This is a genomic window from Kitasatospora sp. NPDC056184 (assembly GCF_042268405.1).
Lineage (GTDB): Bacteria > Actinomycetota > Actinomycetes > Streptomycetales > Streptomycetaceae > Kitasatospora.
The window spans coordinates 14,428-34,035 of the sequence record NZ_JBHJUI010000010.1; the positions used below are offsets into that span (position 1 = coordinate 14,428).

General features: G+C 73.3%; 17 protein-coding genes. 4 read left to right on the forward strand and 13 right to left on the reverse strand.

The annotated features are described in order from the left end of the window. Positions 1–182: 182 nt before the first annotated feature. The gene (locus ACFC0B_RS20685; RefSeq protein WP_376087487.1) at positions 183–2,513 is read right to left on the reverse strand and encodes a collagenase; all 2,331 of its coding nucleotides are present in this window, start codon (positions 2,511–2,513) and stop codon (positions 183–185) included. A 527-nt stretch (positions 2,514–3,040) separates the two neighbouring features. Between ACFC0B_RS20685 and ACFC0B_RS20690 the strand changes: the two genes are divergently transcribed. Next, positions 3,041–3,643, forward strand: coding sequence for a superoxide dismutase (locus ACFC0B_RS20690; protein WP_350570883.1), 603 nt, complete (start codon positions 3,041–3,043; stop codon positions 3,641–3,643). Between the two features lie 113 nt (positions 3,644–3,756). On the opposite strand, the gene ACFC0B_RS20695 is transcribed toward ACFC0B_RS20690, so the two are convergent. From ACFC0B_RS20695 to ACFC0B_RS20715, 5 genes are all read right to left on the reverse strand, one after another. Further along, positions 3,757–4,077 (reverse strand): putative quinol monooxygenase, encoded by a 321-nt coding sequence (locus ACFC0B_RS20695; RefSeq protein WP_376087489.1) that lies wholly within the window; start codon positions 4,075–4,077, stop codon positions 3,757–3,759. A gap of 68 nt (positions 4,078–4,145) precedes the next feature. After that, on the reverse strand, positions 4,146–4,619 hold the full coding sequence (locus ACFC0B_RS20700) for a hypothetical protein (RefSeq protein WP_376087491.1): 474 nt from the start codon (positions 4,617–4,619) through the stop codon (positions 4,146–4,148). A gap of 180 nt (positions 4,620–4,799) precedes the next feature. Beyond that, positions 4,800–5,798: a methylmalonyl Co-A mutase-associated GTPase MeaB gene (gene meaB / locus ACFC0B_RS20705; protein ID WP_376087493.1), complete on the reverse strand. Its 999-nt coding sequence runs from the start codon at positions 5,796–5,798 to the stop codon at positions 4,800–4,802. A 12-nt stretch (positions 5,799–5,810) separates the two neighbouring features. Continuing rightward, complete coding sequence (gene scpA, locus ACFC0B_RS20710; protein ID WP_376087495.1) at positions 5,811–8,024, reverse strand: methylmalonyl-CoA mutase; 2,214 nt, start codon at positions 8,022–8,024, stop codon at positions 5,811–5,813. Further along, positions 8,021–9,928, reverse strand: coding sequence for a methylmalonyl-CoA mutase subunit beta (locus ACFC0B_RS20715; protein ID WP_376087497.1), 1,908 nt, complete (start codon positions 9,926–9,928; stop codon positions 8,021–8,023). Before ACFC0B_RS20715 ends, scpA begins: the two co-directional genes overlap by 4 nt. A 302-nt stretch (positions 9,929–10,230) precedes the next feature. Between ACFC0B_RS20715 and ACFC0B_RS20720 the strand changes: the two genes are divergently transcribed. Next, positions 10,231–11,259, forward strand: a complete 1,029-nt coding sequence (locus tag ACFC0B_RS20720; RefSeq protein ID WP_376087499.1) for an NlpC/P60 family protein — start codon at positions 10,231–10,233, stop codon at positions 11,257–11,259. A gap of 86 nt (positions 11,260–11,345) precedes the next feature. Here the strand turns inward: ACFC0B_RS20720 and ACFC0B_RS20725 are convergent, their stop codons facing one another. The 5 genes from ACFC0B_RS20725 to ACFC0B_RS20745 all read right to left on the reverse strand — a co-directional run bounded on the left by ACFC0B_RS20725 (position 11,346) and on the right by ACFC0B_RS20745 (position 14,930). Beyond that, entirely contained in the window at positions 11,346–11,831 is a 486-nt protein-coding gene (locus tag ACFC0B_RS20725) for a hemerythrin domain-containing protein (RefSeq protein WP_376087501.1), read from the reverse strand. 131 nt (positions 11,832–11,962) lie between these two features. Continuing rightward, positions 11,963–12,466, reverse strand: coding sequence for a metallophosphoesterase family protein (locus tag ACFC0B_RS20730; protein ID WP_376087503.1), 504 nt, complete (start codon positions 12,464–12,466; stop codon positions 11,963–11,965). Positions 12,467–12,610: 144 nt separating this feature from the next. Then, on the reverse strand, positions 12,611–13,486 hold the full coding sequence (locus tag ACFC0B_RS20735; RefSeq protein ID WP_376087505.1) for a M56 family metallopeptidase: 876 nt from the start codon (positions 13,484–13,486) through the stop codon (positions 12,611–12,613). Continuing rightward, positions 13,483–13,854 carry a BlaI/MecI/CopY family transcriptional regulator gene (locus ACFC0B_RS20740; protein WP_376088136.1) on the reverse strand — a complete coding sequence of 124 codons (372 nt, stop codon included), beginning with the start codon at positions 13,852–13,854 and terminating at the stop codon, positions 13,483–13,485. The genes ACFC0B_RS20735 and ACFC0B_RS20740 overlap by 4 nt, the downstream gene beginning before the upstream one ends. A 137-nt stretch (positions 13,855–13,991) precedes the next feature. Beyond that, positions 13,992–14,930 carry a TIGR01777 family oxidoreductase gene (locus ACFC0B_RS20745; RefSeq protein WP_376087507.1) on the reverse strand — a complete coding sequence of 313 codons (939 nt, stop codon included), beginning with the start codon at positions 14,928–14,930 and terminating at the stop codon, positions 13,992–13,994. 178 nt (positions 14,931–15,108) lie between these two features. Between ACFC0B_RS20745 and asnB the strand changes: the two genes are divergently transcribed. Together asnB and ACFC0B_RS20755 are read left to right on the forward strand one after the other, a co-directional pair. Continuing rightward, positions 15,109–16,941: an asparagine synthase (glutamine-hydrolyzing) gene (gene asnB, locus ACFC0B_RS20750; RefSeq protein WP_376087509.1), complete on the forward strand. Its 1,833-nt coding sequence runs from the start codon at positions 15,109–15,111 to the stop codon at positions 16,939–16,941. 180 nt (positions 16,942–17,121) lie between these two features. Next, positions 17,122–17,808, forward strand: a complete 687-nt coding sequence (locus ACFC0B_RS20755; RefSeq protein WP_376087511.1) for a YoaK family protein — start codon at positions 17,122–17,124, stop codon at positions 17,806–17,808. Between the two features lie 464 nt (positions 17,809–18,272). On the opposite strand, the gene ACFC0B_RS20760 is transcribed toward ACFC0B_RS20755, so the two are convergent. After that, positions 18,273–18,809: a GNAT family N-acetyltransferase gene (locus ACFC0B_RS20760; RefSeq protein WP_376087513.1), complete on the reverse strand. Its 537-nt coding sequence runs from the start codon at positions 18,807–18,809 to the stop codon at positions 18,273–18,275. Between the two features lie 116 nt (positions 18,810–18,925). Next, on the reverse strand, positions 18,926–19,597 hold the full coding sequence (locus tag ACFC0B_RS20765) for a hypothetical protein (RefSeq protein WP_376087515.1): 672 nt from the start codon (positions 19,595–19,597) through the stop codon (positions 18,926–18,928). Between the last annotated feature and the right edge of the window lie 11 nt (positions 19,598–19,608).

Genomic DNA, 19,608 nt, shown 5'->3' on the forward strand with positions numbered 1-19,608 from the left:
GATGTGTGACATGTAAAATGGCACACGTCACACTCCGCTGGGAAGATCGCGGACCGAAGAATTGTTCGCCGCAACCGAAACGTTGTCAGTTCGTTTGCCGGCCAAGCCCCGAGGGGGTGTGCGCGGGCACGGGAAGGGCCCCGCCGGATGTCCCGGCGGGGCCCTGCGCGTACGGAGACTGCTTACTGGTACTGGACGGCGAGGGTGGCGCCCGAGAAGGTCTGCTGGGCGGCGAGGCTGAAGTAGACCCAGCCGGACGGCGGGTTGGTGATGGTCAGCGTCTCGCCGTTGCCGGCGTTGGTGGACTTGGCCAGGGCGTTGGTGGTGGTGGCCCAGTTGGAGCCGCCGTAGTAGAGGTCGGCGTTGCCGGTGCCGCCGCTGCTGGTGATGGTCAGCGTCTTGACGCCGGCCGGCAGGTTGAGGAAGTGGTAGCTGTAGTTGCCGGTGGTGGCGGTCAGGTTGTCACGGCGGCAGTTGTTGTCGAACTGGCGGGTGTCCGGGATGGTGCAGAGCGGGGTGGTCGGGGTGACCGGGCCGGTCGGCGCCTCCGGCAGCGGGCCGCAGTCGTTGGTGGCGCACTTGGTCAGCCAGGCGTCGAAGCCGGCGTCGTAGCGGGTGCCGATGTCCTGCTTCAGGATGGTGCGGGCGCCGTTGAAGTCGCCGGCGCGGTACTTGGTGAGGACCGCGTCGATGTCGGAGCGGTGCTCCTGGAGCATGTAGCGGACGGCGAGCCAGCCCCAGCGGTAGACCCGGTTGGAGTTCTCGTCGGCGTCGGCGGTCTGGCCGTAGACGGTGTCGAACAGCTCGCTGAGCTTGTAGGTCTTCTTGCCGGCCTCGGTGATCGCGTCGGCGTTGCGCTCGTTGCGGTAGCCGTAGGAGATGTTCTCGGCGATGCCCTCGACCCACCAGATGGTCGGGGTGGTCTGGCTGGCCTCGAAGTCGCCGGCCATGTTGTAGCGGCCGTCGAGGTAGTGGGTGTACTCGTGGTTCAGGTTCCAGATCGAGAACGACGGCCGCAGCCAGGACGCCTCGTGCGCGATGAAGCGGGCCTGGTTGCCAGGCTTGCTCGGGTCGCCCTCCTCGTACATGCCGCCGTTGTCGACGTCGATGTCGTAGAAGGCCCAGGCGTACAGCGAGTACTGGTCGTAGTCGTCGAAGGCGACGACCTCCAGGTTGGTGTTCACGTCGCCGGGGATGGCGCCCTTGTCACCGATGATCTTGTGGAAGTAGGCGTCCTGGTTGATCAGGCTGGTGCAGGTGGAGTCCAGCTGACCGGGGGACATGTCCTGGGCCTTGATCTTCAGACCGTCGTTGCAGACGCGCTGGATCGGCAGGATCACCGGCATCAGACGGGTGCTCAGGTCGCAGATGCCGTAGGCCGAGCAGTTGCCCTTGTCGAACTGGCGGGTGGCCCAGCCCAGGTTCATGGTGATCGGGGCGGTGGGGCCGACGTTCGGGTAGCGGTTGATCAGGTCCTTCAGGATCGGCCGCAGCGGGGTCTTGAGCTCCGGCACCTCCAGCGCGTAGCCGAGGTAGCGGCCGATGTTGCTGACGACGTCCCAGCGGTTCAGCTGCGAGTCGTTGCGGGTGATGAAGCCGGACCAGGTGTTGAGCAGGGAGGGGTCGGCCTTGAGGGCGGCCTTCCAGCCGGCGGCGTCGGTCTTGGACTCGTAGGCGTCCTTGAGGACCCAGTCGAACTCCGAGACGGTGTTGGTCATCTGGGTGGGCCAGCTGCCGTTGTAGCTGGAGAGCAGCCACTTGAACACGCCGGCCTCACGGCCGAGGGTGTCGCTCTGGCCGATCACCTTGACGACCTCGACGAGCAGCGCGCCGTTGGCGTCGGTGACGTCCTTGCCGTGCGCGGAGGCGAAGAAGGCGTCCAGCGCGGCGCCGGTCGCGGACTTCAGCGTCGAGCTGTAGGCGCCGACGGTCTCCGGGTACTTCCACTGCACGTAGTAGCCGGCGCGCAGGAAGAGGACCAGCTGGCCGATGTTGGTGCTGTTGTCGCCCGGGTAGGTGGCGGAGGCGTCGCGCAGGGCGTTGGCGACGGTCACCATGTTGGCCTCGCGGAAGGCCTTCACGCTGTCACCGGTGAGGTTGAACAGCGAGTAGGTGCAGTCGACCCGCGGCAGGGCCTTGAGCTGCTGGACCAGCGCGCTGCCCGTGGCGCTGAGCACTCCGGAGAGGTCCGGACAGGGCTCGGCGGCCGCGGCCGAGAAGCCCTTGGCGGCCTTCGCCGGCTGGGTGGCCGGGGCGGCCGGCGGGGCCAGCTCCTCGGTGCTGTCCTGGGCGGAGAGCTTGAAGGGGCTGGTGCTCTTCGCGTCGGGCGACTTGGGCACCGGGATCGACCGCGGCGTCGACGAGGCGGCGCTGCTGCCGGCCGGGGTCGTCGCGGCGGAGCCGGCCGGGGCGGCCTGGCTCTGCGGGGCGAACAGGCCGAGGGCGATGAAGAAGGCGGCGCCGAGCGCAGGGAGCCTGCGCGCGTTGGCCTTTGATATCCGGAAGGTACGCATCTGTGGGGGCCTCCGGGGCCGTTCGGGGCCGCGGTTTGGGGGACGCGGCCTCTCGATGTGTGACACGTAAAATGTCACAGGTCACAGAGCGATGGGAAGATCGAGTGCCGAGGAAATGTCCCGCCGCAACCGAAACGTTGTCAGGGGCCCGTCGAATGTGACGTTTGTCCTGAATCCGGAGGCACTTGTTCCACTTCCGGACGCCGGGGCCGACCGGACCCTGGCGGCCGACCGGACTCTGACGGCCTTGCGGGTCGGCGTGGCCGCGCCCCGGGGTGTGGCCGGCGTGCGGCCCGTGCGTCGAGCCCGCACCGATCTCGTCGCAGCGTGGCGGGAGGTTTGCCGCCATCGGCCCTTCCGTCATGGTCGCTGGCCATTGTCACCCATTACATGCGTGTGGTCCCATGGTGTCCGACGCGACGTGAGGAATATGCAGGAGCCCCTTGTTCGTTCCTGCAACTGATACGCAATAGTGTTGACCCGGCACGATCGTCACCGTTCAACCCGCCGAAAGGGGCCGTGTCCTGATGGGCACCTACTCGCTTCCCGACCTGCCGTACGACTACTCCGCGCTGGAGCGCGCGATGTCCGCGGAAATCCTGGAGCTGCACCACTCCAAGCACCACGCCGCGTACGTCAAGGGCGCCAACGACACCCTTGAGCAGCTGGCCGAGGCGCGCGACAAGGAGCAGTTCGGCGGTCTGGTCGGCCTGCAGAAGACCTTCGCCTTCCACCTCTCCGGCCACGTGCTGCACTCGCTGTTCTGGCAGAACCTCTCCCCGGAGGGCGGCGACCGCCCCGAGGGCGAGCTGGCCGACGCCATCACCGAGCACTTCGGCAGCTTCGAGGCCTTCAAGAAGCAGCTGACCAACGCCACCACCGGCGTGCAGGGCTCGGGCTGGGGCATCCTCTCCTGGGAGCCGCTGGCCGGCCGCCTGATCGTCGAGCAGGTCTACGACCACCACGGCAACGTCGGCCAGGGCACCACCCCGCTGCTGGCCTTCGACGCCTGGGAGCACGCCTACTACCTGCAGTACCGCAACGTCCGCCCGGACTACGTCACCCGCCTGTGGGACGTCGTCAACTGGCAGGACGTCTCGGCCCGCTTCACGGCCGCCAAGAGCGCCTGAGCTCTGCTACGGGGTGAAGCGCCCACACACACCTGACCCAGGGCAGGGCAGGTAAGGGGAGGGCCTCGGACGGTTCACACCGTCCGAGGCCCTCCCTGGTTCGAGCGGGTGGTTCAGGCCGTGCAGGTGGCCGACCCCTTGCCGTCGATCTCGTCCAGGAACGTGACCTCGAACGATTCGAGGTACTGGCCCCGCTCGGCCAGGAACCGGCGGACATGAGGCTGTCGCTCGTGCTCCTCGAACGCCTCGCGGTCCGCGTACAGCTCGTAGAAGACCCGGACGCGCGGCTGGTCCGGCACGGCGTGATTGATGGAGACGAGCGTGCCGGGCTCCATGGCGCGGATCTGTTCGAGCGTCTCCCGCGCCAGTCGGTCGAAGGCGTGAGCGGCCGCCGCATCATGGGCGACGAAGCGGACAACAAGGCCGAATCCCATGGCTCTCCTTTGCGAATGCGTTCATGACGGAGGGCCCCCGGACGGCGCGAACCGTCCGGGGGCCTCTGTCACCGCCGGGCGCTGTCGGGCCAGAGCACGTCGACGGGGACTCCCAGGCGCCTCGCGTGGGTGACGACGTCCGCCGTTCCGCCGAAGCCGCGAGCGGGAAGACCGTCCCAGACGGCGATCAGTCGGTCGACCTGCCCCACGAGCAGCTCGCTCCCGGCCATGTGCGCGGCTTCGTCGGACTCGATCCGCCCGGTGTGATGCTGCTCGGAGGCGCCGTGCAGGAGACGGTCGTAGACGGGGTGGTGCCACTCCGGCAGGCCATCGCGGTACTGCTGGGCGGGAATGACGACCGCGAGCCGGGCGCCCCGGTCGAGCGCGATCTCGGCGATCCACGCGTCCGGCCCGTCCGCGATGCAGGACACGACGGTGAGCGCGCCTGCGTCCTCCGCCGCCAGGGAGTCGGCGAGCAGCCGCCGGATCTGCTGCTCCAGCTCGGCGCCGAGCCCTCGATGCCCAGTGATCCCGATCCGCATGGTGTTCCTTCCTAGAGGTGAACGCTGTGCAGGCGCTCGTCGAAGTAACGAACGGCCTTGGACGGCGAGGACGTGTGGAGCGACCGTCGAAGCGCACGACGCGGAGGAGGGACGCGAAGCGCCGTGCCCCACGTACGGGTGGGGCACGGCGCTGGGTCTCGCGGCGGTGTAGCGGGCTGCTCAGGTCGCCGGTGGCGTACCGAAGGCGTCCAGGATGCGGTCCGCCGCGAGGGTGGCGGTGAGTTCGCCGTCGCGGACCTGCCGCTCGAGGTCGGGCACCAGGCGGGTCACCTCAGGGTCGGAGTGCAGGCGGGCGAGGAGCTGGTCGTGCACCATCGCCCAGGTCCACTCCACCTGCTGGTCGCGCCGCTTGGCGGCCAGCGCGCCGGTGGCGTCCAGCACCTTGCGGTGCTGCTGGAGCCGCTCCCAGAGCACGTCCAGGCCGGTGCCGTCGCGCCCCGAGCAGGTCAGCACGGGCGGCGTCCACGGCGCGTCCGGGGCCTGGAGCAGCCGCAGCGCGCCCGCGAGTTCGCGGGCCGCGCCCTTGGCGTCGAGTTCGTGCGGGCCGTCCGCCTTGTTGACCGCGATGACGTCGGCCAGCTCCAGGACGCCCTTCTTGATGCCCTGCAACTGGTCGCCGGTGCGGGCCAGCGACAGCAGCAGGAAGGAGTCCACCATGCCGGCCACCGTGGTCTCCGACTGGCCGACGCCGACCGTCTCCACCAGCACCACGTCGTAGCCGGCCGCCTCCATCACCAGCATCGACTCCCGGGTGGCCTTGGCCACCCCGCCGAGCGTGCCGGAGGTGGGGGAGGGGCGGACGAAGGCGTTCGGGTCGACGGCGAGGCGCTCCATCCGGGTCTTGTCGCCCAGGATCGAGCCGCCGGTGCGGCTGGACGTCGGGTCGACGGCCAGCACCGCGACCTTGTGCCCGAGCCCGGTGAGCATGGTGCCGAAGGCGTCGATGAAAGTCGACTTGCCGACTCCGGGCACCCCCGTGATGCCCACCCGCACGGCCCCGCCCGCGTGCGGCAGCAGCCTCGTCAGCAACTGCTGCGCCAGCGCGCGGTGGTCCGGCCGGATGGACTCGACGAGGGTGATGGCCCGCGCGATGTACGCGCGCGAGCCCTCCCGTACGCCCGTCGCGTAGCTGTCGAGGTCGATCGTCCGGGGCGCCATCGGATCAGCGCCTCAGAGCTCGTGGCCGAGGTCGGCGGCGAGCGACTTCAGGAGGTCGTAGGCGGCCTCCGGGATCACCGTGCCGGGCGGGAAGACCGCCGCGGCGCCCGCCTCGTACAGCGCGTCGAAGTCCTGCGGGGGGATCACCCCGCCGACCACGATGGTGATGTCCTCCCGGCCCGCCGCGGCCAGTTCGGCGCGCAGTGCGGGCACCAGGGTGAGGTGGCCGGCGGCCAGTGAGGAGACGCCGACGATGTGCACGTCCGCCTCGACGGCCTGGCGGGCGACCTCGGCCGGGGTCTGGAACAGCGGGCCGACGTCCACCGTGAAGCCGAGGTCGGCGAAGGCGGTGGCGATCACCTTCTGGCCGCGGTCGTGGCCGTCCTGGCCCATCTTGGCGACCAGGATGCGCGGGCGGCGGCCCTCGGCCTGCTCGAACCGCTCGACCAGGTCCCGGGTGCGCTGCAGGGGGGCCGACTGGCCCGCTTCGTCTCGGTACACACCCGAGATGGTACGGATCTGGCCGGAGTGCCGGCCGTACACCTTCTCCAGGGCGTCCGAGATCTCGCCGACGGTGGCCTTGGCGCGGGCCGCGTTCACCGCCAGGTGCAGCAGGTTGCCGTCCAGCGAACCGCCGCGCTGCGGACCGGCCTCGGCGGCCCGGGTCAGCGCGTCCAGCGCGGCGCGGGTGGCGGCCTCGTCGCGCTCCTCGCGCAGCCGGCGCAGCTTCTCGATCTGGCGGGCGCGCACCGCGGAGTTGTCGACCTTGAGCACCTCGATCTGCTCGTCGCTCTCCACCCGGTACTTGTTGACGCCGATCACCGGCTGGCGGCCGGAGTCGATCCGCGCCTGGGTGCGGGCGGCGGCCTCCTCGACGCGCAGCTTGGGGATGCCCGCGTCGATCGCCTTGGCCATGCCGCCGGCCGCCTCGACCTCCTGGATGTGCTGCCAGGCGCGGTTCGCCAGGTCGTTCGTCAGCTTCTCGACGTACGCCGAGCCGCCCCACGGGTCGATGACCCGGCAGGTGCCGGACTCCTGCTGGAGCAGCAGCTGGGTGTTGCGGGCGATCCGGGCGGAGAAGTCGGTCGGCAGCGCGAGCGCCTCGTCCAGCGCGTTGGTGTGCAGCGACTGGGTGTGGCCCTGGGTTGCGGCCATCGCCTCCACGCAGGTGCGGGTGACGTTGTTGAAGACGTCCTGCGCGGTGAGCGACCAGCCGGAGGTCTGCGAGTGGGTGCGCAGCGACAGCGACTTGGCGTTCTTCGGGTCGAACTGCTTGACCAGCTTGGCCCAGAGCAGGCGGGCCGCGCGCAGTTTGGCGACCTCCATGAAGAAGTTCATGCCGATCGCCCAGAAGAACGACAGGCGCGGCGCGAACGCGTCCACGTCCAGCCCGACGTCCAGCCCGGCCCGCAGGTACTCCACGCCGTCGGCCAGGGTGTAGGCCAGCTCCAGGTCGGCGGTGGCCCCGGCCTCCTGGATGTGGTAGCCGGAGATGGAGATCGAGTTGTACCGGGGCATCTTCTGCGAGGTGTACGCGAAGATGTCCGAGATGATCCGCATCGACGGCTGCGGCGGGTAGATGTAGGTGTTGCGGACCATGAACTCCTTGAGGATGTCGTTCTGGATGGTCCCGGCCAGCTTCTCGGGCGGTACGCCCTGCTCCTCGGCGGCCACGATGTACAGCGCGAGGACGGGCAGCACCGCGCCGTTCATCGTCATCGACACCGACATCCGGTCGAGCGGGATGCCGTCGAACAGCTGGCGCATGTCGTAGATCGAGTCGATCGCCACGCCCGCCATGCCGACGTCGCCGGTGACCCGCGGGTGGTCGCTGTCGTAGCCGCGGTGGGTCGGCAGGTCGAAGGCGACCGACAGGCCCTTCTGGCCGGCCGCCAGGTTGCGGCGGTAGAAGGCGTTGGACTCCTCGGCGGTGGAGAAGCCCGCGTACTGGCGCACCGTCCACGGCTGGTTGACGTACATCGTCGGGTACGGGCCGCGCACGTAGGGGGCGATGCCCGGGTAGGTGCCCAGGAAGTCCAGGCCGGCGAGGTCCTCGGCGGTGTACAGCGGCTTGACGCCGATGCCCTCGGGGGTGTCCCAGAGCTGCTCGTCGACGTCCTTGCCGGTGGCCTGCCGCCAGGCGGCGCGCCACTGGCCGTCGGTGACGCCCGCCGGGGCGTCCGCGCCGTCGCTGTCCAGCCCGATCGAGGTGAAGTCGGGGATCATCGGGCCACTCCGATCTGGGCGGTCCCGCCGTCGACGGCGGTCTCGGTGATCTGGTCGAGCAGGGACGTCAGGACGGCGACCGCGTCGCCGCCCGCGAAGACGAAGCCGTCCACCCCCGCCGGCGGCGTCTCTCCCGGCCGGCCGGCCAGCAGCACCCGCCGCGCGCCGGCCGCCCGGAGCGCGGCGGCGACCGCCTCGGCGTGCTCGGCGTACAGGGCGTCGCTGGAGCAGAGGCAGGCCACCGCGGCGCCGCTCGCGGCGAACGCCTCGGCGAACGCGGCGGGTTCGGTGCCCTCGTGCGCGGTGGTGGCGATCCCGCCGGCCTGGAACAGGTTGGCGGCGAAGGTGGTGCGCGCGGTGTGCGCGGCGGCGGTGCCGATCGACGCCAGGAACAGCGCCGGCCGGGCGCCGGTGGCCGCGAGCCGGGCGTCCGAGCGGTCGCGCAGCGCCTCGAAGGCCTCGGCGCGGCGCACCCTCGGCAGCCCGCCGGACGGACCGGCCGGGGCCGGCGCGCGGACCGGCGCCTGCTCGCCGAGGTTCGGGAACTCGCTGACGCCGGTGATGGGTTCGCGCCGCTTGGCGAGCCGCACCGAGCGCTCCGCCCAGGTGGCCGCGATCCGCTCGCCGACCAGGCCCGACTCCAGCGCGGCGCGCTGTCCGCCGGCCCGCTCGATCTCCTGGAACCACGCCCAGGCGGCGTGCGCCAGCTCGTCGGTCAGCCGTTCCGCGTACCAGGAGCCGCCGGCCGGGTCGACGACCCGGGCCAGGTGCGACTCCTCCAGCAGGATCGCCTGGGTGTTGCGGGCGATCCGGCGGGCGAAGGCGTCCGGCAGGCCGAGCGCGGTGTCGAACGGCAGCACGGTGACCGCGTCCGCGCCGCCGACCCCGGCGGCCAGGCAGGCGATCGTGGTGCGCAGCATGTTCACCCACGGGTCGCGGGCGGTCATCATCACCGCGGAGGTGACGGCGTGCTGGCGCTGCGCCGAGGCGGCCGGGGCGGCGCCGCAGGCCTCGGCGACCCGGGCCCAGAGACGGCGCGCGGCACGGAACTTGGCGATCGTCAGGAACTGGTCGGCGTCCGCGGCGTAGCGGAACTCCAGCTGGCCGAGCGCGGCGTCCACCGACAGCCCGGCCGCGGTCAGCGCGCGCAGGTAGGCGACACCGGTGGCCAGCGAGGCGCCCAGCTCCTGCGCGGGGGAGGCGCCCGCCTCGTGGTACGGCAGCGCGTCGACGGTCAGGGCCCGCAGGCCGGGGAAGCCCTCGGCGCAGCGGGTGGCCAGCGCGGCGGCCTCGGCGAGCAGGGCGTCGGTGCGCGCGGTCTCGCCGGTGCGGGCCTGCAGGCCCAGCGGGTCGGCGCCCAGGGTGCCGGCGGCGGAGCCGGGGGAGACCTCGCGCTCCTGGTACAGCGCGAACAACCGCGCGGCGGCCTCGGGGAATTCGGCGCCCGCGTCGAGCACCACCCCGGCCAGGTCCAGGTAGACGCCGGTGAGCGCCTCGCCCAGGGCGGTGACCGGCAGGCCGTCGCCGCCCAGCTCCAGCCAGAGCGAGCCGCCGCCGTGCTCCAGGTCGGCCAGCACGGCCTCGTTGGTGCGGCGCGGATCGGGGTCGCCGTGCCGCTGGCGGACGTCCCAGCCCGCGACCGAGGCGCCCTGCGGGCGGGCGCCGCGGACGAACGGCGGGAAGCCGGGGAAGCCCGGGTCGGCCGGGGCGTCCTCGGCGGTGTAGAGCGGGCGGGCGCGCAGCCCGTCCTGGAGCGCGGTGCTGAGCGCGCGCTCGGCCGCTGCGCCGTCCTCGGGCTGCGCCCCCGACTTGCGCAGCACGCCCTCGACGAGGGTCTGCCACTGCTCGCGGTGGGCTGCCGGGAACTCGGCGGCCAGGGGAAGCCCTTCGGGCGGGACCGTCATGCCCCGCAGGTTAGCGCCCGCGCGCGGGCGCGCAGGAGAGGTGAAGGGTGTGACCTTGCCCTCGCTTTGCACTCTGTTGCACTACCGGTGCCGCACGGGCGGTCGCGAGGGGGTCGCGCGGTGGCGGGACGGTGGCCGGACGGGGGTGCGGGGCGGGCGGCTTGCGCAACGGCGGCCGCCATCTATTAACTTACTTAGAAGAACGCGGGTGGGGCGGGCGGCTCTCCCCGGAACGCCCCCTGCCCGCGTTCGCTCCCCTCTCGTCCCCGCCCCCGTCCCCCCTCCCCGAGGAGTCAGCCGTCATGGGAAAGCGCCGCAAGCCCAGCCCGCCCAGCCGGGCCCGCCTGGCGGTCGTCACCACCGCGATGGCCGGCGGCGTCGTCCTCACCGCGGGCCCCGCCCAGGCCGAGCCGGCGCCCACACTCGCCGGCGTCAAGGAACAGGTCGACCAGCTCAACGAGGAGGCCGAGCAGTCGATCGAGCGCTACAACGGCTTCCAGGAGAAGCAGCAGAAGCTCCAGGGCGACGCCAACCGGATCCAGGAGAAGGTGGCCCGCGGCCAGGAGGCGATGAACGAGCTGCGCACCCAGCTCGGCGGCATCGCGGCCGAGCAGTACCGCAACGGCGGCATCGACCCCTCCGTCCAGCTGATGCTCGACTCAGACCCGGGCGGCTACCTGGCCCGGGCCGCCGCCCAGAACCAGGTCGTCGACTCCCAGGCGGCGCTGCTCCGCCAGGCCCTCGACGAGCAGCGCCGGCTCGACCAGGACCGCGCCGAGGCCACCGCCACCCTCGCCCGGCTCGACGAGGCCGCCACCGCGCTCGCGGGGGAGAAGAAGGCGGTCCAGGACAAGCTGGCCAAGGCGCAGGCGCTGCTCAACAAGCTGAGCGCCGCCGACCGCGCCAGGATCAACGCCCAGGAGGCCGCCGCCACCCGTGCCTCCCGCTCCGCCGCCGAGCGCCCCGCCGACACCGGGCCGGTCACCGGCCGGGCCGCCGCCATCGTCCAGTTCGCCTACTCCCAGCTCGGCAAGCCCTACGTCTGGGGCGCCACCGGCCCCTCCGGCTACGACTGCTCCGGCCTCACCGGCGCCGCCTACCGCGCCGCGGGCGTCAAGCTCCCGCGCGTCTCCCAGGACCAGTGGAACGCCGGCGCCCGGATCGCCCGCGGCGACCTCCAGCCCGGCGACCTGGTCTTCTTCTACGGCGACCTGCACCACGTCGGCCTCTACATCGGCGGGGGCAAGATGATCCACGCCCCCCGCACCGGCAAGAACGTCGAGATCCTCCCGATCGACGCGATGCCCTACGTCGGCGCCGTCCGCCCCTGAGCTGTGCGCGGCTGCCGCGCGGCGGGCGGGCCCGGCCCGGTGGGCCCGGCTCGGTGAGCCGGGCTTGGTGGGCCGGGCCCGTCGGGTCAGCCGTCGAGGGGGCGGAAGACCGGGTCGGGCCAGTCGCCGACCGGTGTCGTGGCGTCGAGCGCCGCGCTGATCGTCCGTTCCTCGTAGCGGAAGTGGGACTCCATGATCACCGAGAGGCCGTCGAGTTCACGCCGGACGGCTTCGCGCTCCGGTGCGGCGGATCCGGCGGCCCGGAGCGCGAGTTCGCGCACCCGGGTCAGGATCCCGGTGATCAGCCCGTGGTCCTCGACGAGTTTGGCGATCGTCGGCGCGAGGTCGGGCCGCTCGCGCAGCAGCTGGGCGAACAGCCCGTCGTCCTCGCCTTCGTGATGGGCGGTCAGGGCGTCACAGAAGGCCAGGCAGTGGGTGGTGAGCGTGTCGTCGTCCGGCCGGCCGGAGCCGGGGTCGGACCTGAGGTCGTCGATCCGGCGGCGCAGGGCCCGGTGGGCCTGGGAGAGTTGGCGACTGAGCGCGAGCGCGCGGTCATTGGTGGGGGAAGCCATGGCGGCCGTCCCTTCGGGTACCGCACCTCCATGCCTGGCGCGGTCCGCCACCGGCACGCGATGCCCCGCGATCCGATCACACGGCGCGGCGGTACGGCAAGCCGGCCCGGACCGCCGGGCGCGGGCGGCGGTCAGGACCGGGGCGGCAGGCGGTGGAGCCGGACGTCGGCGAGCCGGCCGTCGTCGACCCGGGCGGTCAGGTAGCTGGCGAACGGCAGGCGGCGGCGGTCGGTGGGCGATCCCGGGTTGAGCAGCCGCAGGCCGCCGGGTGCGGTGCTGTCCCAGGGGATGTGGCTGTGGCCGAAGACCAGGACGTCGGTGTCGGGGAACCGCGCCTCGCACCGCTGCTCGCGGCCCCGGGCCGGGCCGGTCTCGTGCACCACGGCGAAACGCAGGCCCTGGAGTTCCGCCCGCGCGATCTCGGGGAGGCGCTCCCGCAGCCCGGGCCCGTCGTTGTTGCCGTGGACGGCGATCAGCCGCGCGGACCGCGCCAGCAGCAGGTCGAGGGTGGCGGTGTCGACCCAGTCGCCGGCGTGGAGCACCGCGTCCGCCTCGTCCACGGCGGCGAGCAGTGGCGCGGGCAACTGCCTTGCCCGCGCCGGGACATGGGTGTCCGAGGTGATCAGCAGGCGCATCCGGGGCTCCGGCGGGGTGGCGGGCGGTGGGTCCGATCCTCCCCGGGCCGGAGCGGTGGAGGGCGGTCGCAACGCCGGGGCGCCGTTCAGCGGGTGCCGTTCCACGGGTGCCGTTCCTGCGGTTGTCGTTCCTGGGGTGTTGTTCTACGGGTGCGGGGCGCAGGCGAGGAGGTAGGGCAGGAGCGGGGCGGCCAGGCGGTAGGCGCGGGCCGGGGGCGCGGGGGTCCGGGCGAGGCGCTGGACGCGGGTGAGCACGCCGGTGGCCGCGGCCGCGAGCGCGCCCGGCCCGGCGGCCGGGGCGGCGGTGGCCAGCGCGTACAGGGCGCCGGCCAGGTCGCTGCGGGTCACCCGGGCGAGCGCGGCGTCGTCGGCCGCCATCTCCAGCAGCAGCGCCACCTCCGCCCGGCCGAGGCGGGCCAGCGGCAGCCGGCGGCCGAGGAGCAGCGCGAAGGTGTCCGCCGCCAGCAGCACCAGGTGGTGACGCCCCCGCAGGTGGCCGTGCTCATGGGCGACGGCCGCGGCGAGCCCGCGCTCGTCCAGCAGCTCCAGGGCGCCGCGGGTGGCCACCACCCGGGACCGGCGGCCGGGCAGGCAGTAGACGGCGGGCCGCGGGTCGTCCAGCACCAGCAGGTGGCGCCCCGGATCCCGGGCGGCCACCAGGTCCAGCGCCGCGCGGTGCCGCCGCCGAGCCCGGGCGGCCCGGGCGGCCAGCACCGCCGCCACCGCCGCGGCGGCCGCGCCCGCGGCGGCCGGCACCCACCAGCCGTGGGCGTGCGGCACGGCCGCGGTGGGCGGTTCGACGTGCGGCAGCAGGCCGACCAGTCCGGCCGGCTCGTGCCCGAGCGGGGCGAGGAGGTGGTGCGCGGCCAGCAGCAGACCGCTGCCGAAGGAGGCCATCAGCGCGAGCCAGACGGCGGCGCCGAGGCCCGGGCGGGCCTGGAGCCGCCGTGAGCCGGCCAGCCGCCCGGGGAGCAGGACGCCGACCAGGAGCAGGTGGAGCGCGAGCAGGGCCAGGGTCACCGGTCGTCGTCCCGGGCCTTGACCTGCTCCAGGGCGGCGAGCAGCGCTGTGGCCTCGTCCCCGCTGATCCGGTCGACGAAGTGCAGCAGCGCCCCGGCCCGGTCCGAGGTGGTCTCCAGCGCCTGGTGCATCAGCTGCGCGGTGTACGACTCGCGGGTGCAGGTCGGTTCGTACACCCAGGCGCGGCCGGCCTTCTCGCGCCGCAGCCATCCCTTGGTGTGCAGGATGTCGGCGACCGTGTTGACGGTGGTGTACGCGACCGGCCGCTGCCGCTGGAGGTCGTCGACGACCTCGCGGACGGTGGCCGGGCGGCCCCAGGACCAGAGCCGGTCCATGATCTCGGCCTCCAGATCGCCGAATCCGCGCAGCACCCGTTCGCTCCTCTGCCGTCCTGCCCGCTGTGCCGTCCGGTCCGTCCGGCCCGTCGGGCCCGGTCCGTTCCTCTGGTCCGCCGCCCATCGTACGGCGGGCCGTGTGCCGGGGCCGTCCGGGCGGGGACCCGCGGTCAGGGGCGCATCCGGCGGACCAGGTCGGCGGCCGCCGCGGGCCAGTGCGGGTGCTCGAAGCCGAAGCCCGCCGCCAGCAGCCGGCCCGGCACGACGGCCCGGCTCTTGAGCAGCAGTTCGGTGTCCGACCGCAGCGCGAACGCGCCCGCCCGCGCCATCCACCGGGTGGCCGGCAGCCCGACCGGGATGCCCTTGGCCCGCCGGAGCGTCTGCATGAACACCCGCTGCGGCAGCGGCGTCGGAGCGGCCAGGTTCACCGGGCCGGCGACGTCCTCGCGGTCGATCAGGAAGCGCACGGCGCGCACCAGGTCGTGGTCGTGGATCCACGACACGTACTGCGCGCCGCCGTCCACCGGCCCGCCGAAGCCGCTCCGGGAGAGCCGCACCAGCCGGTCGAAGGTGCCGCCGGCGTCCGGGCTCATCACGGCGGCGCAGCGCAGCGCGACCCGGCGGGTCCGCGGGGTGGCGGCGTCCGACTGCTCGCGCTCCCAGTCGCGCGCGATCCGCACGCTGTGCTCCCAGGACCGGGGCGCGTCGGGCTCGCCGCCGCCGATGACGCCGGTGTCCTCGTCGTGCGGGGCGCCGTAGGTGTGGGCGTAGATGGTGGCGGTGCTCATCTGCAGCCAGACCCGGGGCGGGCGCCGGGCGCCGGCGATGGCCCGCCCGACGGTCCGGGTGGAGTGCACCCGGGACTCGCGCATGTCGCGCAGGTTCTGCTCGGTGTAGCGGCAGTCGATGCTGCGTCCGGCGAGGTTGACGACGGCGTCCGCGCCGTCGAGCGCGTCCGTCCAGCGGCCGAGCGAGCGGCCGTCCCAGTGGATCTCCTGGTCCCGCCGGGGCCGGCGGGTGAGGACCAGCACCTCGTGGCCGTCGGCGGTGAGCGCCCGGTCCAGGATGCGGCCGATCTGCCCGGTCCCCCCGGGTATGACGATTCTCATCGAGACCCCCCTCGGTCGTTCGTCGGTACCCAGCCTAACCACTGGTCTGAACGTGTTCAAAATGCCGGGGCCGTCAGGGCATGGCCGGAAATGTGTCCGAATCCGTGGAACCGCCGCCCCCGTTTGTCCGACTGCTGGGCCGGATCCGATTGTCTGCTCGTCCAAGGAGTGCTCGCGCATGTGCGGAATCACCGGCTGGGTGTCCTTCCACCAGGACGTCCGCCACAGCGCCCCCGTCATCGAGGCGATGACCGCCACCATGACCCTGCGCGGCCCCGACGCCGGCGGTGTCTGGCTCGGCCGCCACGCGGCGCTCGGCCACCGGCGCCTCGCCGTCATCGACATCGAGGGCGGGGCCCAGCCCATGCCCGACCGGCACGAGGAGCCGGGCGCCGTCCTCACCTACAGCGGCGAGGTCTACAACCACCACGAGCTGAGGGCCGAACTGCGCGCCCGGGGGCACCGGTTCGAGACCCGCAGCGACACCGAGGTGGTGCTCCGCGCCTACCAGGAGTGGGGCGACGCGCTCGTCGACCGGCTGGAGGGTATGTACGCCTTCGCCGTCTGGGACGAGCGCGAGCAGCGCCTGCTGCTGGTCCGCGACCGGCTCGGCGTCAAGCCGCTGTTCTGGGCGGAGATCGACGGGGGCCTGGTCTTCGGGTCCGAGCCCAAGGCGCTGTTCGCCCACCCCGAGGTCACTCCCACCGTGGACGCCGACGGCCTGCGCGAGGCCTACAGCCTGCTCTTCAACACCGGCCCCACGGTCTGGTCCGGCGTCCGCGAGGTCCACCCCGGCGGCCTGCTCGTCCTCGACCGCTCCGGCGTGCGCGAGCGCCGCTACTGGGAGCTCACCGCCCGCCCGCACACCGAGGACCTGGACGCCACCAAGGAGCGGATCGGCGAGCTGGTCAACCGCGCCGCCCGCGCCCAGCTGGAGGCGGACGTCCCGCTCTGCAGCCTGCTCTCAGGCGGCCTGGACTCCACCATCGTGACCGCGCTGGTCGCCGACGAACTGCGCCTCCAGGAGGGGCCGCAGGCCAAGCTGCGCTCGTACGCCGTCGACTACAGCGACCAGGCCGAGCAGTTCACCGGCGACGTGCTGCGCACCGGCCACGACACCCCGTACGCCGCCGAGGCCGGCGCGTTCATCGGCAGCGAGCACTCCACCGTGGTGCTCGACCCGCGCACCCTGCTCGACCTGGAGCACCGGCGGGCCGTCGTCGTCTCCCGGGACTCGCCGATCGGCGTCGGCGACATGGACACCTCGCTCTACCTGCTGTTCGGCGAGATCCGCAAGCACTCGACGGTCGCGCTCTCCGGTGAGGCGGCCGACGAGGTGTTCGGCGGCTACCCGTGGTTCCACAACCCCAAGGCGCTCGCCGCGCAGACCTTCCCCTGGCTGCTCGTCACCGGGGACGAGGCTGCCATGCCGATCAACCCGGACCTCGCCGCCCACCTGCGGATCGCCGAGTTCCGCGACGACACCTACCGCAGCTCGCTGGCGGCCGTCCCGCACGTCGAGGGCGAGAGCGCGGCCGAGCACCGGCAGCGCGAGATGCAGCACCTGTCGCTGACCCGCTGGCTGCGTCAGCTGCTGCACCGCAAGGACCGGCTGTCGATGGCGCAGGGCCTGGAGGTGCGGGTGCCGTACTGCGACCACCGGCTGGTCGAGTACGCGTTCAACACCCCGTGGGCGATGAAGAACTACGACGGGCGCGAGAAGAGCCTGCTGCGCGCGGCCGGTCAGGGCATCGCCCCGGACTCGGTGCTGTGGCGGCCGAAGAACCACTACCCGGCCACCCACCACGCCGACTACAACAGCGGCCTGCAGCGGCTCGCCCGGGAGGCGCTGGACGCGCCGCACGTGCGCGACATCGCCGACGAGACGGTGATCAAGAGCAGCCTGGACACGCCGGCCGACCAGCTGGAGTGGGGCCACCGGCTGCGGCTGGAGCGGGTCGTGGATCTCGCGCTGTGGCTGGACCACCACCGCCCGGCGCTCGCGGTCTGATCGTCCGTTCGTCCGTTCGTCCGTCCGCCTGCCTGTCCGTTCGTCCACGGCGGGGCCCGACACCGTTGCCGGGTCCCGCCGCCGGGCGGTCGCGAGGTCGGGCAGCCGGACGGTCGGGTGGTCGGTCGGGTGGTCGGGCGGCCGGGTGGTCGGGCGGCCGGGCGCGGTTAGGCTGAGTCGATGGCGACCTGGATGCGCAGCGACCCCCGGCACGGCCCGCTGGTGCCGATGCTCCTGGTGCTCACGGTGGTCACCGGGCTGGTCGACGCGGTGAGCTACCTCGCGCTCGGGCACGTCTTCGTCGCCAACATGACCGGCAACGTGGTCTTCCTCGGCTTCGCCCTGGCCGGCGCGCCGGGGCTCTCCGCGACGGCCTCGCTCGCCGCCCTCGCCGCCTTCCTGGTGGGCGCGCTCGCGGGCGGACGCCTCGCCGAGCGCCGCCCGGGCCACCGCGGACGGCTGCTGGTGGCCACGGTCGCGGTGCAGGCGGTACTGCTCGCCGCCTGCACCGCATTCGCCGCGGCCTTCGGCCACACGGCCGACCCGGTCCGCTACACGCTGATCGGCGTGCTGGGCGCCGCGATGGGCCTGCAGAACGCGGTCGTCCGCGCGCTCAAGGTGCCGGACCTGACGACGACCGTGCTGACCATGACGCTCACCGCGCTGGCCGCCGACCGCACCGGTACCCGCCGACTCGCCTCCGCCGCCTGGATGTTCGCGGGTGCCCTGCTCGGCGCCGTCCTCGTGCTGCATGCCACGGTCCCGATCGCGCTCGCCGCCGCCCTCGCCCTCCTCCTCGCCGTCGCCGCCCTCACCCACCACGCCTCCCGCCACCCCACCACCCCTTGGCCCCGCCCCACTCCCTGACCGCCCCTCGGGCCATTTCGCGGGCCCACCGCCCGCCGAATATGTAGACCGGTCTACTGACCGTCATGGCGCGGAGTTGGAGTGGAAAGTCGGCCCGGCCGACTTCCTGCGCTCGGGGCTGCCGCCGGAGGCGGCGAATCTGTGGACCGGTCTACATATTCAGTGGAGCGCGGCCCGGGCCGGTGCCGCACCGTGGAGTGGGAAGTCGGCCGGGCCGACTTTCTGCGCTCGATGGGGGAGCGGGGCGAGCAAATCTGTGGACCGGTCTACATATTCGCCTGCCCTCTGCCGGCCCTGTGCCCGCCCTCTGCCCGGCCCGGGGACGGTGCGGAGGGCGGGGCTGGGGCGGGACTGGAGCGGGGCGTGGAGCAGGAAGTCGGCGGGGCCGACTTCCTGCTCCAGTGCGGTGGGCGGTGTGCGGTGCGTGCCTGCGGCCGCCCGGGGCGAGGGGCCTGTAGACCGGTCTACATATTCGCCGTCGCGGCGGGGCGGGTGATGAGGTAGGCGTCGAACTCGTCGCCGTACCAGCGGGTGGTGCGGCCCAGGGGGGTCATGCCGAGGCGGTGGCAGACGGCGGCGGAGCGGGTGTTGCCGGGGCGGACGACGGCGTGGATCTCGGTGAGGCCGTCGGCGAAGCCCTTGGCGAGGGCGGCGCGGGCGGCTTCGGTGGCGTAGCCGTGTCCCCAGGAGTCGGGGTGGAGGTGCCAGCCGACCTCGACCTCGCCGTTCCCGCTGCCGTCCTCGTCCGGCAGCAGCAGGAGCATCACCGAGCCGACCACCGCCCCGGTGTCCCGCCGCTCCAGCGCCCAGACGCCGTACCGGGGGTCGGCCGAGCGCCCCCGCCAGCGGTCGATCATGGCCGGCACCTCGGCGGGCGACTCCAGCGCCCGCGGCGTGGCGCCCAGCCACTGCGCGACCTCCCAGCGCGAGTACAGGTCGTACGCGCGCTCGGCGTCGGTGTGTTCCCAGAGGCGGGCGGTCAGTCGGTCGGTGCTGAACAACGGTGCTCCTCGAACAGTGGTGCCATGATTCGACGTGCGGCCGGTCGTCCCGGGGTCGGTCGTCCTGGGGTTGGTCATCCTGCGGGTCGGTCGTCCTGGGGCCGGTCGTCCCGGGGTCAGTCGTCCTGCGGCTGGCTGGTGCGCCCGGACCAGCGGGGCTCCCAGTGGGCCCAGGACCGTTCCCAGGAGCGGTCCGCCCGCCGGTCGAGGAAGCGCAGCCGCAGCGCGAGCACCCCGGCGAGCAGCGCGGTCAGCGTGGCCGAGCCGGCCAGTCCGACGCAGACCGCGCCGACCGCCAGCCCGGCCCGGGTGGCCGGTGCGCCGGCCGGCCGGCCGTCGTCGTCGACCCACAGGACGATGGTGGAGCCGTTGGCCGTGCTGCGCGGAGCATCGACGGTGCCGGTGCGGGCGACGCCCTCGGGCGTGGTCCAGGAGACCGAGGTGTCGGTCCGCTTCTGGTAGCCGCCGCTCCAGCGGCCGGCGCCGCTCTCCTCGGTGCGGAGCTTGCCGAGGACGAGCGCCTCGGTGCGGTGCAGACGGCCGCGTTCGGACTCGGCGGTGCGCCCGGCGGCGCGATAGCCGAGGACGGCGGCGGTGACGACGCCGGCCAGGCCGACGGCCAGGGCGAGCCCGGCGACGAGCCAGGCCCGGCTGCGGGCCCGGTCGACGGGGCGGGCGAGCGGTTCGCGGCGCTCGACGGTTCGGCGGCGGCCGAGCGCGCGGCGCAGGTTGCGGCCGGCCCGCCAGGGGAGGGACGCGGTTCGGGCCGAGCGGGGTGAGCTGGACACGATGCGTGCTC

What these genes read in the sequence shown, in the direction of transcription:
- scpA (WP_376087495.1), bottom strand. Translation starts at nt 8,024, where the DNA reads ATGATCCCCGACTTCACCTCGATCGGGCTGGACAGCGACGGCGCGGAC.
- ACFC0B_RS20700 (WP_376087491.1), bottom strand. Translation starts at nt 4,619, where the DNA reads ATGCGGATCGGGATCACTGGGCATCGAGGGCTCGGCGCCGAGCTGGAG.
- ACFC0B_RS20755 (WP_376087511.1), top strand. Translation starts at nt 17,122, where the DNA reads ATGGCGACCTGGATGCGCAGCGACCCCCGGCACGGCCCGCTGGTGCCG.
- ACFC0B_RS20690 (WP_350570883.1), top strand. Translation starts at nt 3,041, where the DNA reads ATGGGCACCTACTCGCTTCCCGACCTGCCGTACGACTACTCCGCGCTG.
- ACFC0B_RS20730 (WP_376087503.1), bottom strand. Translation starts at nt 12,466, where the DNA reads ATGCGCCTGCTGATCACCTCGGACACCCATGTCCCGGCGCGGGCAAGG.
- ACFC0B_RS20685 (WP_376087487.1), bottom strand. Translation starts at nt 2,513, where the DNA reads ATGCGTACCTTCCGGATATCAAAGGCCAACGCGCGCAGGCTCCCTGCG.
- ACFC0B_RS20725 (WP_376087501.1), bottom strand. Translation starts at nt 11,831, where the DNA reads ATGGCTTCCCCCACCAATGACCGCGCGCTCGCGCTCAGTCGCCAACTC.
- ACFC0B_RS20695 (WP_376087489.1), bottom strand. Translation starts at nt 4,077, where the DNA reads ATGGGATTCGGCCTTGTTGTCCGCTTCGTCGCCCATGATGCGGCGGCC.
- ACFC0B_RS20745 (WP_376087507.1), bottom strand. Translation starts at nt 14,930, where the DNA reads ATGAGAATCGTCATACCCGGGGGGACCGGGCAGATCGGCCGCATCCTG.
- ACFC0B_RS20720 (WP_376087499.1), top strand. Translation starts at nt 10,231, where the DNA reads ATGGGAAAGCGCCGCAAGCCCAGCCCGCCCAGCCGGGCCCGCCTGGCG.
- asnB (WP_376087509.1), top strand. Translation starts at nt 15,109, where the DNA reads ATGTGCGGAATCACCGGCTGGGTGTCCTTCCACCAGGACGTCCGCCAC.
- ACFC0B_RS20715 (WP_376087497.1), bottom strand. Translation starts at nt 9,928, where the DNA reads ATGACGGTCCCGCCCGAAGGGCTTCCCCTGGCCGCCGAGTTCCCGGCA.
- meaB (WP_376087493.1), bottom strand. Translation starts at nt 5,798, where the DNA reads ATGGCGCCCCGGACGATCGACCTCGACAGCTACGCGACGGGCGTACGG.